Genomic DNA, 16,920 nt, shown 5'->3' on the forward strand with positions numbered 1-16,920 from the left:
CTTAATAAAAATTTAGTAGCCAGTAAATATGAGATTGAAAAATTTGAAGTGTGTGTATGTAGTAATATTTTTCATATTGTTTTTGGCTTGTAAAAAAGAGGAATTACCAATTCCTCCAAAGGCTCTGACGCTTTCCATCGAACCTTCCGAAGTCAAACTGGCGAAGGAAGAGCCCTACGGCGAGCGCTTAAAACTTACCTTTCAAAACTATGAGTATGAGCCGGGCGAAGACCTGTCATTCGTATGGAGCAGTGAAAACCCAAGGATTGCCCGGGTAGATACAAATGGTGTCGTGTGGCCGGAAGGTGCTGGCGAGACTTACGTAATAGCAAAATTGATTAATGGCAAAGCCCAGGCGCGGTGTAAGGTAACGATTACAGATGGCTATGATTATAAATACAGGTTGGTACTAAAAGATAAGGGCACCACAGATCTAAATCTAAATAGTCCGGGAGCATTCTTATCAGCAAAAGCCATTGAGCGCAGGCGCAAACAAAATATAGAAGTGAATGAAACGGACCTTCCGATTTCCGCAGATTACCTTCGGATCATTCAGCAGGTAGGCGGAAAAATTGTCGCTAAAAGTAAATGGCTCAGTACCGTAAGTGTTCATTGCCAGGATCAGTTTTTGATTGATCAGTACAAGGCATTGCCATTTGTAAAAGAAGTCGTACTTGTGTGGGAAGGAAAAAGGTCCGAATCTTCCAGTACGGAAAAATATAAGGATATTCCCCAGGTAGGTTCGGTAGCCACTGATAACACCAATCCCTTGGATTATGGAACGGCCCGTAATAACATCAGTGTCAACAACGGTCAGTATCTCCATGACAAAGGGTACAGAGGAGCAGGTATTGATATTGCAGTTATTGATGCAGGATTCATCAATCTCAAAAATAATGCAGGTTTTAAAAGCGTAAATATTAAAGGAGCCAAATCTTTCATATTTGAAAATGATGATCCGTATAGCGTAGATAGTCACGGCGTATGGGTCACATCCTGTTTGGCTGCAAACGTTCCTGGTTATTATGTTGGCACAGCACCAGAGGCGAATTATTGGCTGCTGAGAACCGAGGATCAATCCTCGGAATACCCCATTGAAGAAGATTACTGGGTCAATGCCGCGGAATATGCAGACAGTGCAGGTGTTGATATTATCAATTCATCTCTTTATTACAGCACTGGATATACTTTCCCATCAATAGTATACAGCTTTAAAGACATGGACGGTAAGACCGCAATGGCTAGTCGAGCAGCCAATGTTGCCGCCAGTAAGGGAATATTGATCGTTAATTGCGCCGGAAATGAGCAGTCCTGGGTTGGGACTCCTGCTGATTCTCCAAACGTACTAACAGTTGGTTCTGTACATAAATCTCTGGAAGCCGACAGTTTTACATCGTATGGCATTACTGTTGATAATCGCATAAAACCTGATGTGATGGCTTTAGGAGGCGGAGCATCTGTGATGAATGTACTTGGAAAAAGCGAATTTCGCTTTGGTACTTCGTATGCAAGTCCTATCCTGTGTGGTCTGGCAGCCTGCTTATGGCAGGCCTATCCCAAACTGACCAATCTGGAACTGATCGATATTATCAGAAAATCCGGTGACCGGGCCAGTAATCCTGTGGTTCCTTATGGCTATGGTATTGCTAACATGGAAACGGCTTCGGCACTTGCCAGAGCAAGAGGAAAATGAAAGTGAGCGGTGAAAACCGGTTAATAATATAGTCAGATAATGTTTGAACTAACAAACTAAAATATCTACTTTTAATCCATCGGCAGCCACAATATTTCATATTAAAGTTTAGTATTGTATCGCAAAAGCTCGAATTATAATACGGTCAATGATTCTCTATTGACAGCGAGGGCCTGTTCAACCCAGCCCATGTCTACTCCGCGAATCGCATAAGCGATTTAATTTCCCACTGATTGACAAATTACCGGAATTAACAACAGCAATAATATTGCGCCAATCTGTTGTTGCCAAATACTTTCAAACGAAAGGCAGGATTCCTATTGCCTACGCAATTGCCCACCGGAAATACAAGTATCCAATAATCAACTTAAATTTTATAAACTATGTCAAAGCAACAAGTAACTCGTACTGTGCTAACCGGGAATACAGACCATCTTACCCCGGAAATGTTGAAAGAACTGCAAGAAAAGTTTCAGCTTACTGTTAAAATCCGGGGGCACGAAGATGTAGTTGATAAGATGATAGGTCAGATATCTGATGCTGCTTCGTATGACAGAACACATCCCGGTTATGACCGTTCGTACGATAAGTCACCTGGGGCGGATTTAATGGATATTCTGAAAAATAGAATCATAAATCCCGAAATTAATGTCAGAAATCTCGATCAACCCGATGCTCCGGGCGGCAACCAGTAGTACATATCTATTATTTATATCCGCGCATAAAGAACATTTGCTTTGGAAAATGTAATTGAACCAGAAAATTACGTTTGCACCGACTTGCTGATCAAGTTGGCAAGTCGGTGCAATATCAATTGCAGTTATTGCTATTGGTTTAAAGATCCGTCTGTTTATGATCTGCCCGCGATTATGACCGAATCAGTGGAAGAGGCTTTATGCACGCAATTAAAAGCACATATAAATACATATTATTTAAAAACATTTTCAATAGGTTTTCACGGTGGCGAACCGATGCTGTTTGGATTAAAAAGGTTCAGGCCCTTCATGAACAAGTTAAATGAAATAGCAATCCAAACGAATTGCAGGATCAGATATTCCATCATGACCAATGGAATATTAATTACGGAAGAGTGGATTAATTTCTTTAAAGAATTTCAAATTGGTGTCGGCATAAGTTTGGACGGACCCAGGAAATTCAACGATGCAAACAGGATCGATTTCAAAGGGAATGGAACTTACGACAGGATAACCGAAAAAATCAGGCTCTTGCAAACCAATGGAATAGAGCCGGGCATTATTTCCGTGTTCTCCACTGCGCTGAATGGGATGGAAATCATCGATTTTTTTGTCGAACAAGTGGGTGTCAAACAGTTCGATGTGTTGATTCCCGATGCAACATATAGAGATACCGTTCAGCCGATTGCGGTTTTCTATAAGGATCTTTTTGATGATTGGTACGACAGCCACGCAAATTCAGGTGTCACGATCCGGATCATTTCTTCCATGGTAAAAGGTCTTCTCGGAGGGCAGAGTAATTCGATTACACTCGGACTGGGCGCGATTACTACCGTCACTATTTCCACGGACGGAAGCATCGAAGGGCTGGATGTGATGCGCGTACTAGGCAAAGGCGCGGTGACGAGCAGTCTCAATATTCAAACGGATCCCATTCAGGCTGTGCAGGGAAATGACCTGTGGAGCAAAATCCGAAGTGCGTCTCTAAATGTCAATGCAAGGTGCAGGAAATGCGAATTTCTGAATGCATGCGGCGGCGGACCTATCGTTTCGCGCTGGTCTGCGGAGAATGAATTTGACAATGCGAGCATCTATTGCGACGATCTCAAAGAGATATTCGGCCACGTCTGGAAGCGACTCAAAGAGGATATATACGTGTAGTATCCAGGTAACAATTTTAACCAGCTGCAAATGAAAACAGTCCGGTATTCCAAAAACATTGCCTCTTTCAACAAACCTTATCCGCACCTTACTGTGGACGGCATATTGTCGGAAGATCTTACGCGAAAAATTGTCCATTGGTTTGATACAAAGGCGGAATGGCAACCACATACTTCTTCCTTTTTCAATCAATTCGATTGCATGAACCTGAGTATGGGAAGGCTCGACGGGCTGGACGGTTTGTTCAGCCGGCCCACTGTTACTTACTTCCGAAAGCTGATCGAAAAACATATGGAAGTAGATCTTAGTGAGACAAGGATTAGCTATTGTGCACATAAATTCACGCAGGGATTGGGCGTGGGGATTCATACAGATTCTCCACATGATGGTACCGAAACACACCGTCTTATTATTCATTTGAACAGCCATTTCTCTGATCGGTTTGGTGGACATCTGGTTGTGCTAAATGAAAATAATATCGGTAATATCAATAAGATTGTAAGGCCTGTTAATAATTCGGCTTTCGCATTTGAATTGTCAGACAATTCCTTTCACGCGGTATCGGATGTTGAGGAAGGAATCAGGTATTCATTGATTTATTCCTTCTGGAAAAAGGGGTTAGGTCCGGAAGTTTCCGATACCAGATTCTTGCGATCTGAATATCAATTGAAAGGGTATATCTCATTTCTAAAACAAGAAGGTGCAGATCTTGTCAACCACACAAACCGCACATTACTGGCGCATTTAATTGGCACGGCAAACATCCTCCGTAGCTGGAACGCACCTCGTTACCTTTGGCTTACAGGATTATTTCACAGTGTATATGGTACCGGTTCTTTTTCAAAGGCATTAATCGATCCTGAGAGGCGACAAGATATTGCAGAACTAATTGGTGAGGAAGCGGAAAGGTTGGTTTATATCTTTGGTAATTTAAATACCAGTCAATTTTGTCAGGATTTGTTGGCAAATGACAATTCTTTTGATACTACACTTTTGAATGGTGAATCAATGCTGATTAATACATCAGAAGTGACTTCCATTTTAATGTTGATCCTGGCAAATGAGCTTGAACAATCTTTTCACCTGGCCGTGGATCATGCGAATATGCAACAGGCTGCTGCATTAATTGAACTGATCGCTGACAGAATACCAGCAGCGCAGTACGAGCGCATTCTCAATAGTTACAACTTCAATTATTCTCATCATGTTTTATGAAATATTCAATCGAAAATGACGAAGTGATGACCGCGATACCGATCCACGGATCGGGTACGGAGAGTCTGCATGCATTGCTCAAAGCATATTCATTAAACCACATTCTGGAAATAATTCAAAACAAATCTGACTTCAACATTTCACATCGTAATTATGATCTTTTGATTAATGTATTAGTCCATGCTACTACGGAAGAATGTGTGGAGATATTCCGGTCTGTTTTCTTTATAGCCTGGTTAAAAAGGCTGAACAGAATGTTAAAGCAGCCCGGGAATGAATTAGATTCTCATTTACTATATCTGCCCATTATTTTGATAAAATACTTACCGAAATTTCCCGGTGAAAATTACCAGTGCAAAATACCGCTAGCTGATCAGTATTGTCCGATCGGGACAAGCTGGCAGGTATATACACACACCGGTTCGGACGATCTTGCCATGATCAGTGCCAACCACGACGGTTCCATTGATCTCGCAGTTGCGGATACCCGGATACATATTTCCGAAGCGTGCAAGGTGGCTGTCGTGCGTGCTGGGGGCAGCATACAGGTTGCGGAGCGCGTTTTTATCACGCGTTACCATATTGAACTGCTGAACAGCTCCTTTTTCGGCGAGTTGAGCGAGCTCCGGCTTGCGGAGGAGGAACCCTCGGAAATGGACGTGGCCGATCTGGAAGCTGCATTCACCAGGTCGCTGGACCTGATCGAAGATGTGTGGCCGGAATGTATGCCCGATATCAGCCTGCTTTTCAACGGTGTGCTGCCGATGTCCATGCCGTCACACCGCTGGAACAGTGCGTCGACCAACGAGCTTCCCTACATTTTGCAATTAACGGTACGCAAAGATGCGTGGCCGTTCCTGCTGGCCGAGTCTGTTATCCATGAATTATCTCATGTGAAAATGGATCTGTACAGGTCCATTGTGCCCGTTCTGCTGAGCGACTCAGCGAAGATTTACAAGCATCCTTGGCGACCCGATCTGCGGCCGATATCCGGGGTTCTGCTTGGCGCCCACGCATTTTTGGCAGTGTTGAAATTCTATCGGCAGGCAGCGAAAATCTGGCCTGACAATGCGCCGGTACAAAATGAAATTACGATCAGGCGCGGCGAAGTACAGGTAGCCCTGCAAATACTCGAAGAACACGCCCGGTTCACGCTTGAAGGAAATGCCATTTTCGCAGGAATGATCTCCGCATTTGGAGATAACTGATCCAGGATCGATTCAAGTGCTTTCCCGCTTACACTCGGTGTATCAGCAACCATTAAACACGATCGCTTATGTCGGAAGTTGTTTTAAATTCTTGGGAAGACCTTCAGAAAGCCGTTACCAAAATTACCATTGCACTTAATAACGACGAAAACCTGAAACTGGCAGCTGCTGTCAACCCGCTGCTGGCGCTCGCCGAACTGGGTTACCGGATCAATCCGGATATTCTGGATAAAGTGGAAGACAGGCTCCGCTTCGGCCCGGAAACGGCGGCGAAACTGGACGAACTGCGTTCAACGATCCACCGCGAGGCAGGCGGCGCATTCGATATCCGTTCGGAAAGGGACCTGAATAGGGTCCTGTTCGACGAGCTGAACATAGAAGCATTTGATCACAAAGGTTGTCCGGTCTGTGAACCGGTACTTCCCAGACGGAAAGGGGAGGCGGACGATACATTGAACACCTACGCCGGCCTGCATCCCGTGATCGGGCCGCTCCTGGCTTTCACGGAAATAGATGCCTCTGTGGCCGCCTTCGGTGACCGGTTTGCCTACAATCAGATCCGTCAGGGAAAGTATGGCAAGGATTCCAACATTCATTTGCACATCAAGCTGAAAAAGAGAAAATCGAATTGACATGGCAGATACACATGGATTTGAATTAATTATTCAAGCTTCTCAAAGCGTTGTAGTCAAAGCCTTGAAAGGAGCCTGGAAGTCAGCCGAATGTCCGGATCAGCCCGATGATGCGGGGCGTATTCCCGAGTTTATGGATATTCCGGCGGTAGGTACGATCGGAGGTTTCCCCGTGGTGGACGGACAAGTGCAGATCCCGCAGGACGAACTCGATGCTGCTTTCGCAACGGATGTAGGCGGTGTAGAGCTGATCCTGGGCATTAATGTGCAGATTGAGATCGGTAATCCGCCGGTACCTTCCGCCCGGCTGCTCGATTTTCATACAATATTGCACGCCAAGGCGCCTGTTAACACCATGCCCGGTTCGCAGAATGTAGGTATCCTGCTCGGTGATATGGTCCGTGCCAATGTGTGGGCTGTGCTGGATGCGGGGCACCCGCTGGATGCAAGTATACCGGAGCTGTTGCAGGATTACGTACATAAAGCCTACGAAGACGAGCAGATACCACATTTGATTGTTCAGAATAATGTGGCTTTTGGAGTCGGGACTTGCAGTACGACCACACAGATTTATGACGACGAGGCGAACCCTGCGCGCCAGATCCTGACTTCATTTCCTGATCCCGCAACACTGCGTATATCCATACCCGTTTATCTGCGCATGTACGCATTCATCCCGGATAGCATCGGCCCGCTGCATATCGAAGCGCCGATGGGAATTGAAACACGGCTGATCATCGACGCGCCTTTTGAGAAACATCCTGACAAATACGTAGCCCGGTTTGGCGATGTGGTACTGGCCAATGTATCCGTCGGGCCGATTGCCGGTGCCGGATCGGATATAGCCGGAAACCCCAACGAAGCGAATAATTACAACACCAATAAAGCCCGGTTTTCGGCGCTGGACCTTGAAGCGGTACTGTCTGCACAGTTGCGGAGCAAAGGCGTGACGTTTGCCAACGATCTGGGAAACAGGGAAGTTGCCATTCCTTCTTCCGCTGAAATTGAGGCTACCATTGCCGATCTGTTTTTTACAGAGCTGTCATCCAGAAGCCATATCTCGATCTGGACACCGACTGCCTCAGATGACGAGTTTGAAGTAAATAGTGTCGATGTAAAAGTGTTTTCCGACTCATTGAACATCGCCCTGAACTCAGGCGAGGGGGCCGATATTGATGCGATTACGTTCTTCATTCCCGCACCGATGGAGTTTAGTATCGCCATGAGCAAGGCTTCTCTCGAAGAAAAAATCAGCCAGGCAATTGCGGAGAACGGGTTTGACAGTTTTCCCAAACGTTTCCATGAAGACGGCAAGGATGTCGATCTCAATAGCTTGAATATATCCGTGGTCAACCACGCAATTCGCCTGACGGGCTCAGTGACTGTAATTGACGCGGTGCTGGGTTCTATTGATGTGGATGCAGATTTTACAACTAATGTGGGCCTTCACTGGGAACCCAGCGGTGTCCAGAGCGCAGAAGGTTTTCAGGAGCTCAAACACCATATCATCGGAGATCCCGATGTGGATGTGGATGAGGGCATTGCTTTCTGGATCGTTGCGATCATTCTTGCGGTCATATCATTCGGTGTTGGGGGCGTTCTGATCGGCATTATCTCCATTGTTATCATTCTGGTCGTGGAGGCAATCGTAGAAAATATCGGCAGCGACTCGCTCGTAAATGGCGTTTCTGGTGCTGTGGAAGGGATTACCGCGTGGCCGCCCGAGCTTTCCAACATAGGCAGGGTGAAAGCCGTTTTCTTTGATCCTGTCGATATTTCTGACACCGGACTGGTTCTTTCGGGACAAATGGAGGTGATCAGTAGCTGTGAAACTACGGAGGTCGTTCCTGCCACCACTGCTAAGAAGTATACCGTCAACGCCGTTCAGGCAGCCGAGCTGAAAGCACTACGCATTTATCCGCAGGCTGACTATTTCTGGAACCCCGGCGACGGTAGCGCGACACAACCCGTAAAGACTATTTTTCACGCTTACGACAACAGCGGTATTTACCTGGCCAAGCATGGATTAAAGGTCAATGAATTCGGAGGGGCTCAAAGCAGGCATTTTGGTTTGGTCAGGGTAAAAAATGTTGGCCCCACTGTGGATGCCGGGCCCGATATCACAGTCAATGAAGGCGAAATCGTAACGCTGGAAGCTTACTTTGAAGACGTTGAATACCTCGATACCCACTGGTCCGTCTGGAATTTTGGCGACGATCAGCCTACCAAAAAAGGTTTTGTCGAGGAAACCAATATCAAACCAAAATCAAAGGGTGTCACCAAAATCCATCACGCCTGGTGCGATAATGGCGTGTACGCGGTGAGTGTACAGGTGATCGATAACAATGGGGGCGTGGGCACGGCAACAAAAATGGTAACCGTACTGAATGTCCCGCCGACGGTCGTAACTCCGGAGAGAATATATGCCTACACATGCAGCCCGATAACGCTGACAGGCGATTTCACAGATCCCGGCTGGTGCGACACGCACGTAGCTACCTGGCACTTCGGCGATTGTTCGGGATTGAAAATGGCAAAGGTGGAGGGAACCAACAAGCCGCCTGCTGCCAAAGGCACAGCAGTCGCTTCCCACATCTACAAACAATGCGGCAGCTTTTATGCCGAATGTGTTGTGACCGACGATGATGGTGGTGTAGGTAAATCGCAAACCATCGTGGAGGTAACAGGGATTCAGAACGGTCATTTCAATGAAGGATTTTCATATCATCCCGCAGGAAAAGTAGCCAATTGCTGGCACCCGTTCGCCTTAGCCGGAAACCCGGCCCGTTCAGCTGCGGGACAAACAGGCGAGGCGGTTTTTTATTGTGAAAAATGCCTTGTGCTCGATGGGTTAAGCTCCCAGCGAATAGTGCTGAGTGGTGGTTCGGCAGGTATTTACCAGCAAATCAAAGCCAATCCGGGCTGGGTATATCAGGTGGAAGCGAGGTATATGCTCCAAAGCGGCAGCGGGTTTGCGAGACTTGGTATCGATCCGTTCGGACAAACGGACCCGGCGTCGCCACGGGTGATCTGGTCGAAAGGGAACACAGAGCGGGCCTGGTCGCATTTGATGCAGCGGACCTGTGCGAAGGAGAACCTTATTACGGTTTTCCTCGGTCTGGAAAGTCAGGCGGACAGGCAGGCGAACGAATGTTGTTTTGACGTGGCGGACCTGATCGCGATGCAGAATATTTCCTGTGAAACGGTCGATAAGCCGGTGCCTGAAAAGAGTACCTGCGTGGATTTCAGTGATGTGAAAGAAAAGCAGGAGCTGCCTGCTGAATGGACTTACAAACGCGTCACATTCATCTCTTCCACGGGGATGGCCAACTTTATCACGTCTTCATTCCCGCCCGACCACATTCCCTGTCTGGCAATCAGGCGCGGGCTGCTGCTCAGGTTCGGGCAGCCCGTAGAGGACCTGACGCTGGAATTCAGGTATCACCGATCCATCGGCGTCGGGATTGTCGCCAGCGATAGTGAAGGCGTGCATATCTCTAAGAAAAATGAAGAACTCAATAATCCGGCTTTCGTGGTGACCGTCGAGGGGAGTGGGATTTCCCAGGTCCAGATCGTACTGAAAGGAGAAGCCGGACTGGCAAAAGTGTGCTTTCGGAAGACCAGTTATAAGCAAGAAGAGCATCCATTTTACATTAAAACTTTGAAACAATGAACAAGGAAGAATTTCACAAACACCGGATTTTAGCCAGGTCGGTTAAAAAGGTCAATGTAGGGCAATGGCTCAAAAACCCTAATGTCGTTGGGATGGCATTTGGTCGCAGGATCGTGAATAACCGGTTTACCGAAGATCCTGCCGTGGTCGTATATGTCATGAAAAAAGTGCCGCGGGCGTTTTTACCGCTTTCACAGCTCTTACCAAGACGACTTTTCATCGGCGGGGATAGTGTGCAGGTGGATGTCGTGGAAACGGGTCCGATCTACCCGCTCGCATTTACCGGGCGCGACAGGCCGGCCCCCTCTGGCATCAGCATCGGGCATTTCAATGTCACAGCAGGAACGCTTGGCTGTCTGGTCACAGACAGAACGGACGGTTCGCTGTGTATCCTGAGCAATAACCACGTGCTGGCCGATGAAAATGCAGCTGCGCTCGGAGACAGTATCATTCAGCCGGGCTCCTTTGACGGCGGGGTCGTGCCTGCTGACGTAATCGCCACGCTGAAAAGATTTCAGATGATCAATGCGACGGGAAACACCATTGATGCGGCTATTGCCCAGGTGACAGACCGTGGGAATGTGATCAATGAAATGAAGAATAACCTGATGCCGGTACCCTCAGCCGACCACCCCGCAATTGGCTTGCTTTTCGCGGGAAGCTGCAACCGTACGATCATGAATCCGATTGATGATGTATTGAAAACATTACAGATTGATTTCCTGAACGGGAATGCCGTCGCAGCAGCAGAAATCGGTATGAACGTTGAGAAAGTCGGACGGACCACCGAGTATACGAGTTCCACAATAACGGAAATAGATGCTACTGTTTCCATCGGCTACGATTTTGGCTCGGCTACTTTTGACAATCAGATCGTCACTGCATGGATGTCCGACGGAGGCGACTCCGGATCCATTGTTTGTAGAGGCGGTGAAGGTGGAAATGAAGATAAATGCAGCGATTGTAATTCTACCCAGGCTGCAAAATCGGTGCTCCGTCGTGATATTTCCGGTGACGTGGCGACTGAAAAGGTTTTCCGTGAAAAATATCTGTCCCGGACACTGACCGGCCGTTTTGCGATTGATACCTATTTTGAAAATGAAGATCAGATCCTGCAACGCGTAGATAAGCTGAGGGCAAATAGAGAGGATACCGAATATCTGCAATACCTGTATGATAAATATGCCGATCAGGCCAGAAATATGGCCTGGAACCCGGACAGCAAGGAAACGATCACATCCGAGCACCTCAATGAGGCAAGACAGGTTCTGGGAAGGATGCAGCGTTATCTCAAAGACGACGAACAGCAGGCTGCCAAACAGCTTTTCGAGATTGCGCAAAGCTTTGAAGGCAACACCGTAAGCGAGGCTCTGAGGAAACTTGACGACGAGAAAATCTTCAATGAAGTGGTTTCCATTATTTCAAAAGTGGAATCATTGAGAAGAAAAGACTGCTGACGAATGGCTGCTACGAACTCAGAGTGGCTGACCTGCGGCCTGACAAAGGCAAGGTTGCTGTCGATCGATGATATCCTTGCTTTTCAGATTGATTCTGCAGATCGGGAATTCAGCCAGCTGGTATTGCATACGGTAAAGTTGGGCGGGAAAAAGCTCCGCCCGACTTTATTTTTGCTCGCCGTCAAAACGGGGGATTATTACGAAAAAGACCTGCTTTTCCCCGCCGCAGCGGTGGAGCTGATCCACATTGCCTCCCTGCATCACGACGATGTGATGGACCGCGCCGAGACCCGGCGTAACGAAGCCAGCGTGAATGCCCGCTGGGGGAATGTCAATGCGACTTACTCAGGAAATTACCTTTTCTCAAAGGCGATCTCAATGCTATCGGACTACAACCAGGAAATCAACCAGATCACCTGCCAGTATGTAGCCGACCTGTGTCTCGGGCAGCTCAAAGAGGCTGAAAATGCCTATAACCTGCAATTACCGGTAGACGATCACTTGCTGCATATCCGGCAAAAGACGGGTTCCCTTTTTGAACTTCCCTGCAAACTGGGTGCGATACTTTCCAATGCAGACCGCTATACTGTGGATGCGATGGTCAGTTATGGCCAGTCGCTCGGCATTGCTTTTCAGCTGATCGACGATATACTGGACCTGAAAGGCGACCCCGGGAAGACAGGGAAGGAAATCGGTAAAGATCTTCGCGAAGGCGTTTACAGTTACGCCACGCTCCATGCGCTGAATGACCCGGCCACACAGGGGGAACTCAGGCAGCTGCTGCTGATCGAGGATATGAAAAGGGACCACATCGATCGGGCCATTGTGCTGATCAAATCCAGTGGGGGGATTGCGCGGGCGAGGGAACAAGCGGAAGCATACATTACAGAAGCCACATCGGCCATCGCATTCCTGTCCGAAGGGACTACAAAACAATCATTACTCAACCTGGCTGCATTTATCCTTTCGAGGGATCATTGATATGGAAAATAATTCTTACGACGCCATTATTGTCGGAAGTGGCCCGGCAGGCTCCATTGCTGCATTGTGCATTGCCCGGGAAGGTTACCGTGTGCTGCTGATCGATAAAAGTGATTTTCCACGGGATAAAAGCTGTGGCGACGGCTTGACGCGGACATCGGCCAGGTTGTTGCACGCGCTCGGTCTGCTCGAACATTTCAGTGGGTATCAAAAAACGGGTGGTGTGCGGGTGCTCGTGCAGGATGAAGGCGAACGGAATTTTGAATATCCCGGCTACCTCGCCGAACCAGGCTACGGCCTCGTGGTACCCCGCATGCAGCTCGACCAAATCCTGCACCGGAAAGCGCTGGAAGCAGGAGCAGAGTTTAAAGGCAAAACAAGTTTCGATAGCCTGCTGTACAATGCGGCCGGCACACAGGTAACCGGCATCCGGATCAGTACGGGAGAAGAATTCTTCGCGGACATTGTCATTGCGGCCGATGGTGCTGCTTCCAAAATAGCCTATCAGGCCTCGCTCGCCAGTACGCCCCGCAACAAGCTGGGGTTCGGGATTAGGGGTTATTATGAAAATATTGAGGGATTAACCGATAAGCTGGAAATTCACTTGCCCATTCTGGACAGTTCCAACAAATACGTGCTGCCCTCGTATGGCTGGGTGTTTCCGATGGGCAATGGGAAAGCGAATATTGGCGTCGGACTTATTGAAAAAACCGAAACGGACAATATCCAGACCGTGATGGATATGTTTGTTGAAAAGCTGAAAAGAACGGATAACAGGTTTGCGGCAATGCAGCTACAGGGTAAGTTGTTCGGCGCGCCGATGCGTTTCGACTTTAATCCTGACCATACCTTTGCGCCCGGGTTAATGCTGACCGGCGACGCGGCCGGCATGATCAGTCCATTCACGGGAGAGGGGATAGGCTATGCGATTGAGACAGGGACACTTGCTTCTGAAATCTACCTGGAACAAAAGCGGGGTGGGCGGGACTTTGCTGACCTGTCGGACTATGGCAGGCTGCTGGCGTCGAGATACCAGGGTTATTTTGAAACCGGGAATACCTCGGTGAACCGGTACCACCTGGTTTGGAAGATCCTGAAAGGCACATTTCAGAACGATAAACCCTTATTCAGTGCAATCCGTCAATCCGCAGTATTTCCCGAAGGGATCGGCGAAAATTTCACACAGTACTATTTCGACGATGTTTCGGCTTATATAAACCACAACAGACACCAGCTGAAAACCGACCTGCTGGCTGTGAACGAAAACCTGATCAAGCTGACGCGGCAGGATTGGCCATTTTTGTCCAGGATGTTTACTGCGGCGCAAACCTCCTCGGGGATACCATTCCGGCCATCGCTGTTCCTGCTGCTATCCGGCTATTCGGCAAGATCGGACCGGAACAAGCTGGTCAGGCTGGCTACTTCGCTGGAGCTGGGCTTTATTTCTTCCATTTGTCACGACAGCGTGATCGAATCCAGAAATGATTCCGAGAGGAGTGCTTTCAACTGGGGAAACATGATCTCCATTCTCGTGGGCGACTTCCTGCTGAGCAAATCCTTCGAAATGATCACCTCCATGGAGAGCGTTTATGCCAAGATTATTTCCGAAGCCATCGCCACTTCCAATACCGGACTGATCCTGATGAAGAGGAAAGCGGAGACAGGCGCAGCATTCAGCATTGCGGAATATCTTGCTATTCTTCATCAGAAAAACAGCAACACATTTGCGCTTTGCGTGCAGCTGGGCAGCGTGGCCCGAAACGCAACCGTTTCCGAAACCAATGCATTGACCGCATTTGCCAGGCATTTCGGAGCAGCCTATTTTTTAGTGGAAGATACTGCCAACTACCTGCATCGAAATGATACCCCCGGTGCGAATCCTGATTCGATTTCGTATACCGGCAACCCGGAGCTCAGCCTTATGCACCTGCTTTTAATGCAGCAAGGTCAAAGCGAAGTAAATGTAAATGAGGCATTACTGGCACGCCGGTGCTGTGGTTATGCAAATGACGAAATTCAGCAGGCACTTACTCAGATAGAGAGTCTGGATAATCCAGAACTCAAAGAAATGTTGATCAATCTGTGTAAATTTATTTCAATAAAGGCTCACGCAGATGTTTAGGATAATATTAATAGGCTTCGGGCTGATGATGGGGATCTGGATACTGCAAGCCTGCAACCAAACGAAAGTAAAAATGAGCAATAGTCTGGAACACGTGAAGGAGGTTTTTCACCAGGATAAGCAGGAAATCATCGGTAAATACAATGCGACCGGAGCCGGCATTGGAAAGGAAGGCGAGGAGTACGTCATCGTGGTTTACCTGCGCGGGCCTGGCAGAGAGGAAAAAACGGAGCAATGGAAAACAGTCAAGCTTAAATTGAAGTATACTGGCGAGATGAAGGCGTTGTAAGTTCTAGGTTTTAGAAAACCTAGAACTTACATGCAAGCGACTTTGAACTGAATAGCCGCAGAGCAGCTCCCTGTTTATAGGGAGTCGCTCTGCGGCTATTCAGTTGACCGAGGTCTTTAAGTCACTTATTCTAGTGTCTACTTCGGGAACTTTGCGTCGCTTTTTACTTTGCGGATCTGTCTTAAATGCCGGTCTACGTGGCCCCATTGATAGATGTAAACCTGGTGCATGTTTCGCGGGTTGGGGGTTCCGGTTAATTCAAAATGGGCACGCATATCTGCATCTGTCTTTTTTACAAAAGCAATGTTCTGCTCGCGACGGCTCAGGAAGAATGTCAGGTTGTCTTTTCCTTTGATAAAACCAGTCGGAATGGCGATATCTGCTGCCACGTGCGGATTGGTCTCCATAATAAATTCCGAATAATAGCTGTCTGGCCGCGCCGTTTGATTGAGTTCAGGCTGCGGCTTGCTGCGTGATCCCATACTGATTTCCCGTGCCCAGATGATCTCCCACAATGCAAGGTGCTCGACAATCTGCGCGATAGACCATCGGTCGGGCGACTCTTTGAAATCCCATTGCGCTGGTGTCAGGTTCTCTGTTTCTTTGACCAGTTCGTCCCTGGTTCGGCTTAGCTGATCGATGGTGTACTGGCGGTCGGTTTCTGTCCAGAGCTTTTCCTGGGCAAAAGACGGACACGCGAGCATAATGAAGAGCAGCAAGCTGCAACATCTTGAAAGTTTCATTTCCTGTAAGTTTATAGATTTGCCCAAAACTAGACGGAAATCGAAAAGGCACTGATCAGATTGAGCCACCGGTAGACTTAATGAGCAAACGGAAAACGCTCATTGCGACGCGCTATCTCAGGATTTTAAAAAGATAAGAAAGCGTGTCCGCCTCAACCGCATTATTGCCCGCTTCGTCCGAATGTGTAGAATCGCTTAAAAAGATTGATAGTATCATTACATATGTCTTTTTAAGCAACCGATACATATGGGGAATTTGTACTTTGTCAGGTTACGATCTTTTGTTTGCTTACTTACAGTCGCTTCTGTCTCAGCCTGCGCGGTCAGCTGCATTACACCAAAGCAAATGGTGTATTTCCAGAATAGCAGTTCTGAAAACTCGATCGATTCGATCATGCAGGACTATATTCCGACGATTCAAAAAAATGATATGCTCTCGATTACTGTGGGCAGTCTCAATCTGGAAGCGAATGATCTTTTCAATACGGTAAGTCAGCGCGGGCCTTCTGTTGCTGTCAATGGCGGACAAGCTACATCGCAGCCGTACGGACATCTGGTATTTGCAGACGGCAGTATTGAAATGCCGCTGATCGGAAAGGTGCATGTGGAAGGACTGGAATTGCAGCAGGCTGCCGACACGCTTCGCAGAAAACTCAATAAATACCTCAAAGCTCCCTCGGTAGCGATCCACATCCTCAACTTCAAAGTATCCGTTTTAGGTGAAGTCAACAAGCCGGCGGTTTATACGATCACCGACGGTAAAGTAACGCTGCCCGAAGCATTGGGACTGGCCGGCGATCTGACCATCTACGGCCGCCGCGACAATATTCTTGTTGTCAGAGAGGAAAAAGGCAAACGCGCCTACACCCGCGTAGACCTCACATCGAAAGCCATTTTTGACTCCCCTTATTATTACCTCCACAAAGACGATCTCGTCTACGTGGAGCCCGCCAAAGCGCGAATGACCCACGCAGACAGAACATATCAGATTTTACCATTAAGTCTCAGCATTATTACCACTGTTTCCCTGGTGCTTTTCAGGGTTCTTTAA

The 16,920-nt window shown here is 47.9% G+C and carries 13 protein-coding genes; 12 read left to right on the plus strand and 1 reads right to left on the minus strand.

What is annotated here, in order from left to right; genetic code table 11:
- Positions 1–28: 28 nt before the first annotated feature.
- The 11 genes from AC1XTG_RS07760 to AC1XTG_RS07810 all read left to right on the plus strand — a co-directional run bounded on the left by AC1XTG_RS07760 (position 29) and on the right by AC1XTG_RS07810 (position 15,126).
- Positions 29–1,693: a S8 family serine peptidase gene (locus tag AC1XTG_RS07760; protein WP_484841556.1), complete on the plus strand. Its 1,665-nt coding sequence runs from the start codon at positions 29–31 to the stop codon at positions 1,691–1,693.
- 383 nt (positions 1,694–2,076) lie between these two features.
- Positions 2,077–2,388 carry a hypothetical protein gene (locus AC1XTG_RS07765; RefSeq protein WP_056290293.1) on the plus strand — a complete coding sequence of 104 codons (312 nt, stop codon included), beginning with the start codon at positions 2,077–2,079 and terminating at the stop codon, positions 2,386–2,388.
- Positions 2,389–2,484: 96 nt separating this feature from the next.
- Positions 2,485–3,549, plus strand: coding sequence for a radical SAM protein (locus AC1XTG_RS07770; RefSeq protein WP_484841959.1), 1,065 nt, complete (start codon positions 2,485–2,487; stop codon positions 3,547–3,549).
- Between the two features lie 30 nt (positions 3,550–3,579).
- Entirely contained in the window at positions 3,580–4,764 is a 1,185-nt protein-coding gene (yhhC, locus tag AC1XTG_RS07775; protein WP_484841557.1) for a cyclophane-containing peptide 2OG-Fe(II) oxygenase YhhC, read from the plus strand.
- Positions 4,761–5,972 carry an aKG-HExxH-type peptide beta-hydroxylase gene (locus AC1XTG_RS07780; protein WP_484841558.1) on the plus strand — a complete coding sequence of 404 codons (1,212 nt, stop codon included), beginning with the start codon at positions 4,761–4,763 and terminating at the stop codon, positions 5,970–5,972. The genes yhhC and AC1XTG_RS07780 overlap by 4 nt, the downstream gene beginning before the upstream one ends.
- A gap of 68 nt (positions 5,973–6,040) precedes the next feature.
- Complete coding sequence (locus AC1XTG_RS07785; RefSeq protein ID WP_484841559.1) at positions 6,041–6,604, plus strand: hypothetical protein; 564 nt, start codon at positions 6,041–6,043, stop codon at positions 6,602–6,604.
- Position 6,605: 1 nt separating this feature from the next.
- The gene (locus tag AC1XTG_RS07790) at positions 6,606–10,277 is read left to right on the plus strand and encodes a PKD domain-containing protein (protein ID WP_484841560.1); all 3,672 of its coding nucleotides are present in this window, start codon (positions 6,606–6,608) and stop codon (positions 10,275–10,277) included.
- The gene (locus tag AC1XTG_RS07795) at positions 10,274–11,734 is read left to right on the plus strand and encodes a chymotrypsin family serine protease (RefSeq protein WP_056290271.1); all 1,461 of its coding nucleotides are present in this window, start codon (positions 10,274–10,276) and stop codon (positions 11,732–11,734) included. The genes AC1XTG_RS07790 and AC1XTG_RS07795 overlap by 4 nt, the downstream gene beginning before the upstream one ends.
- 3 nt (positions 11,735–11,737) lie before the next feature.
- On the plus strand, positions 11,738–12,715 hold the full coding sequence (locus AC1XTG_RS07800; protein WP_484841561.1) for a polyprenyl synthetase family protein: 978 nt from the start codon (positions 11,738–11,740) through the stop codon (positions 12,713–12,715).
- A gap of 1 nt (position 12,716) precedes the next feature.
- Entirely contained in the window at positions 12,717–14,837 is a 2,121-nt protein-coding gene (locus AC1XTG_RS07805) for a geranylgeranyl reductase family protein (protein ID WP_484841562.1), read from the plus strand.
- Positions 14,830–15,126, plus strand: coding sequence for a hypothetical protein (locus tag AC1XTG_RS07810; RefSeq protein WP_056290263.1), 297 nt, complete (start codon positions 14,830–14,832; stop codon positions 15,124–15,126). The genes AC1XTG_RS07805 and AC1XTG_RS07810 overlap by 8 nt, the downstream gene beginning before the upstream one ends.
- Before the next feature lie 137 nt (positions 15,127–15,263).
- Here the strand turns inward: AC1XTG_RS07810 and AC1XTG_RS07815 are convergent, their stop codons facing one another.
- Positions 15,264–15,869: a DinB family protein gene (locus AC1XTG_RS07815; RefSeq protein WP_484841563.1), complete on the minus strand. Its 606-nt coding sequence runs from the start codon at positions 15,867–15,869 to the stop codon at positions 15,264–15,266.
- 346 nt (positions 15,870–16,215) lie between these two features.
- On the opposite strand from AC1XTG_RS07815, the gene AC1XTG_RS07820 reads away from it, so the two are divergent.
- Positions 16,216–16,920 (plus strand): polysaccharide biosynthesis/export family protein, encoded by a 705-nt coding sequence (locus tag AC1XTG_RS07820; RefSeq protein ID WP_484841564.1) that lies wholly within the window; start codon positions 16,216–16,218, stop codon positions 16,918–16,920.

This window comes from Dyadobacter sp. HNCC25DJ183 (genome assembly GCF_056895175.1).

What these genes read in the sequence shown, in the direction of transcription:
- yhhC (WP_484841557.1), top strand. Translation starts at nt 3,580, where the DNA reads ATGAAAACAGTCCGGTATTCCAAAAACATTGCCTCTTTCAACAAACCT.
- AC1XTG_RS07815 (WP_484841563.1), bottom strand. Translation starts at nt 15,869, where the DNA reads ATGAAACTTTCAAGATGTTGCAGCTTGCTGCTCTTCATTATGCTCGCG.
- AC1XTG_RS07810 (WP_056290263.1), top strand. Translation starts at nt 14,830, where the DNA reads ATGTTTAGGATAATATTAATAGGCTTCGGGCTGATGATGGGGATCTGG.
- AC1XTG_RS07800 (WP_484841561.1), top strand. Translation starts at nt 11,738, where the DNA reads ATGGCTGCTACGAACTCAGAGTGGCTGACCTGCGGCCTGACAAAGGCA.
- AC1XTG_RS07765 (WP_056290293.1), top strand. Translation starts at nt 2,077, where the DNA reads ATGTCAAAGCAACAAGTAACTCGTACTGTGCTAACCGGGAATACAGAC.
- AC1XTG_RS07760 (WP_484841556.1), top strand. Translation starts at nt 29, where the DNA reads ATGAGATTGAAAAATTTGAAGTGTGTGTATGTAGTAATATTTTTCATA.
- AC1XTG_RS07820 (WP_484841564.1), top strand. Translation starts at nt 16,216, where the DNA reads ATGGTGTATTTCCAGAATAGCAGTTCTGAAAACTCGATCGATTCGATC.
- AC1XTG_RS07805 (WP_484841562.1), top strand. Translation starts at nt 12,717, where the DNA reads ATGGAAAATAATTCTTACGACGCCATTATTGTCGGAAGTGGCCCGGCA.
- AC1XTG_RS07780 (WP_484841558.1), top strand. Translation starts at nt 4,761, where the DNA reads ATGAAATATTCAATCGAAAATGACGAAGTGATGACCGCGATACCGATC.
- AC1XTG_RS07795 (WP_056290271.1), top strand. Translation starts at nt 10,274, where the DNA reads ATGAACAAGGAAGAATTTCACAAACACCGGATTTTAGCCAGGTCGGTT.
- AC1XTG_RS07785 (WP_484841559.1), top strand. Translation starts at nt 6,041, where the DNA reads ATGTCGGAAGTTGTTTTAAATTCTTGGGAAGACCTTCAGAAAGCCGTT.
- AC1XTG_RS07790 (WP_484841560.1), top strand. Translation starts at nt 6,606, where the DNA reads ATGGCAGATACACATGGATTTGAATTAATTATTCAAGCTTCTCAAAGC.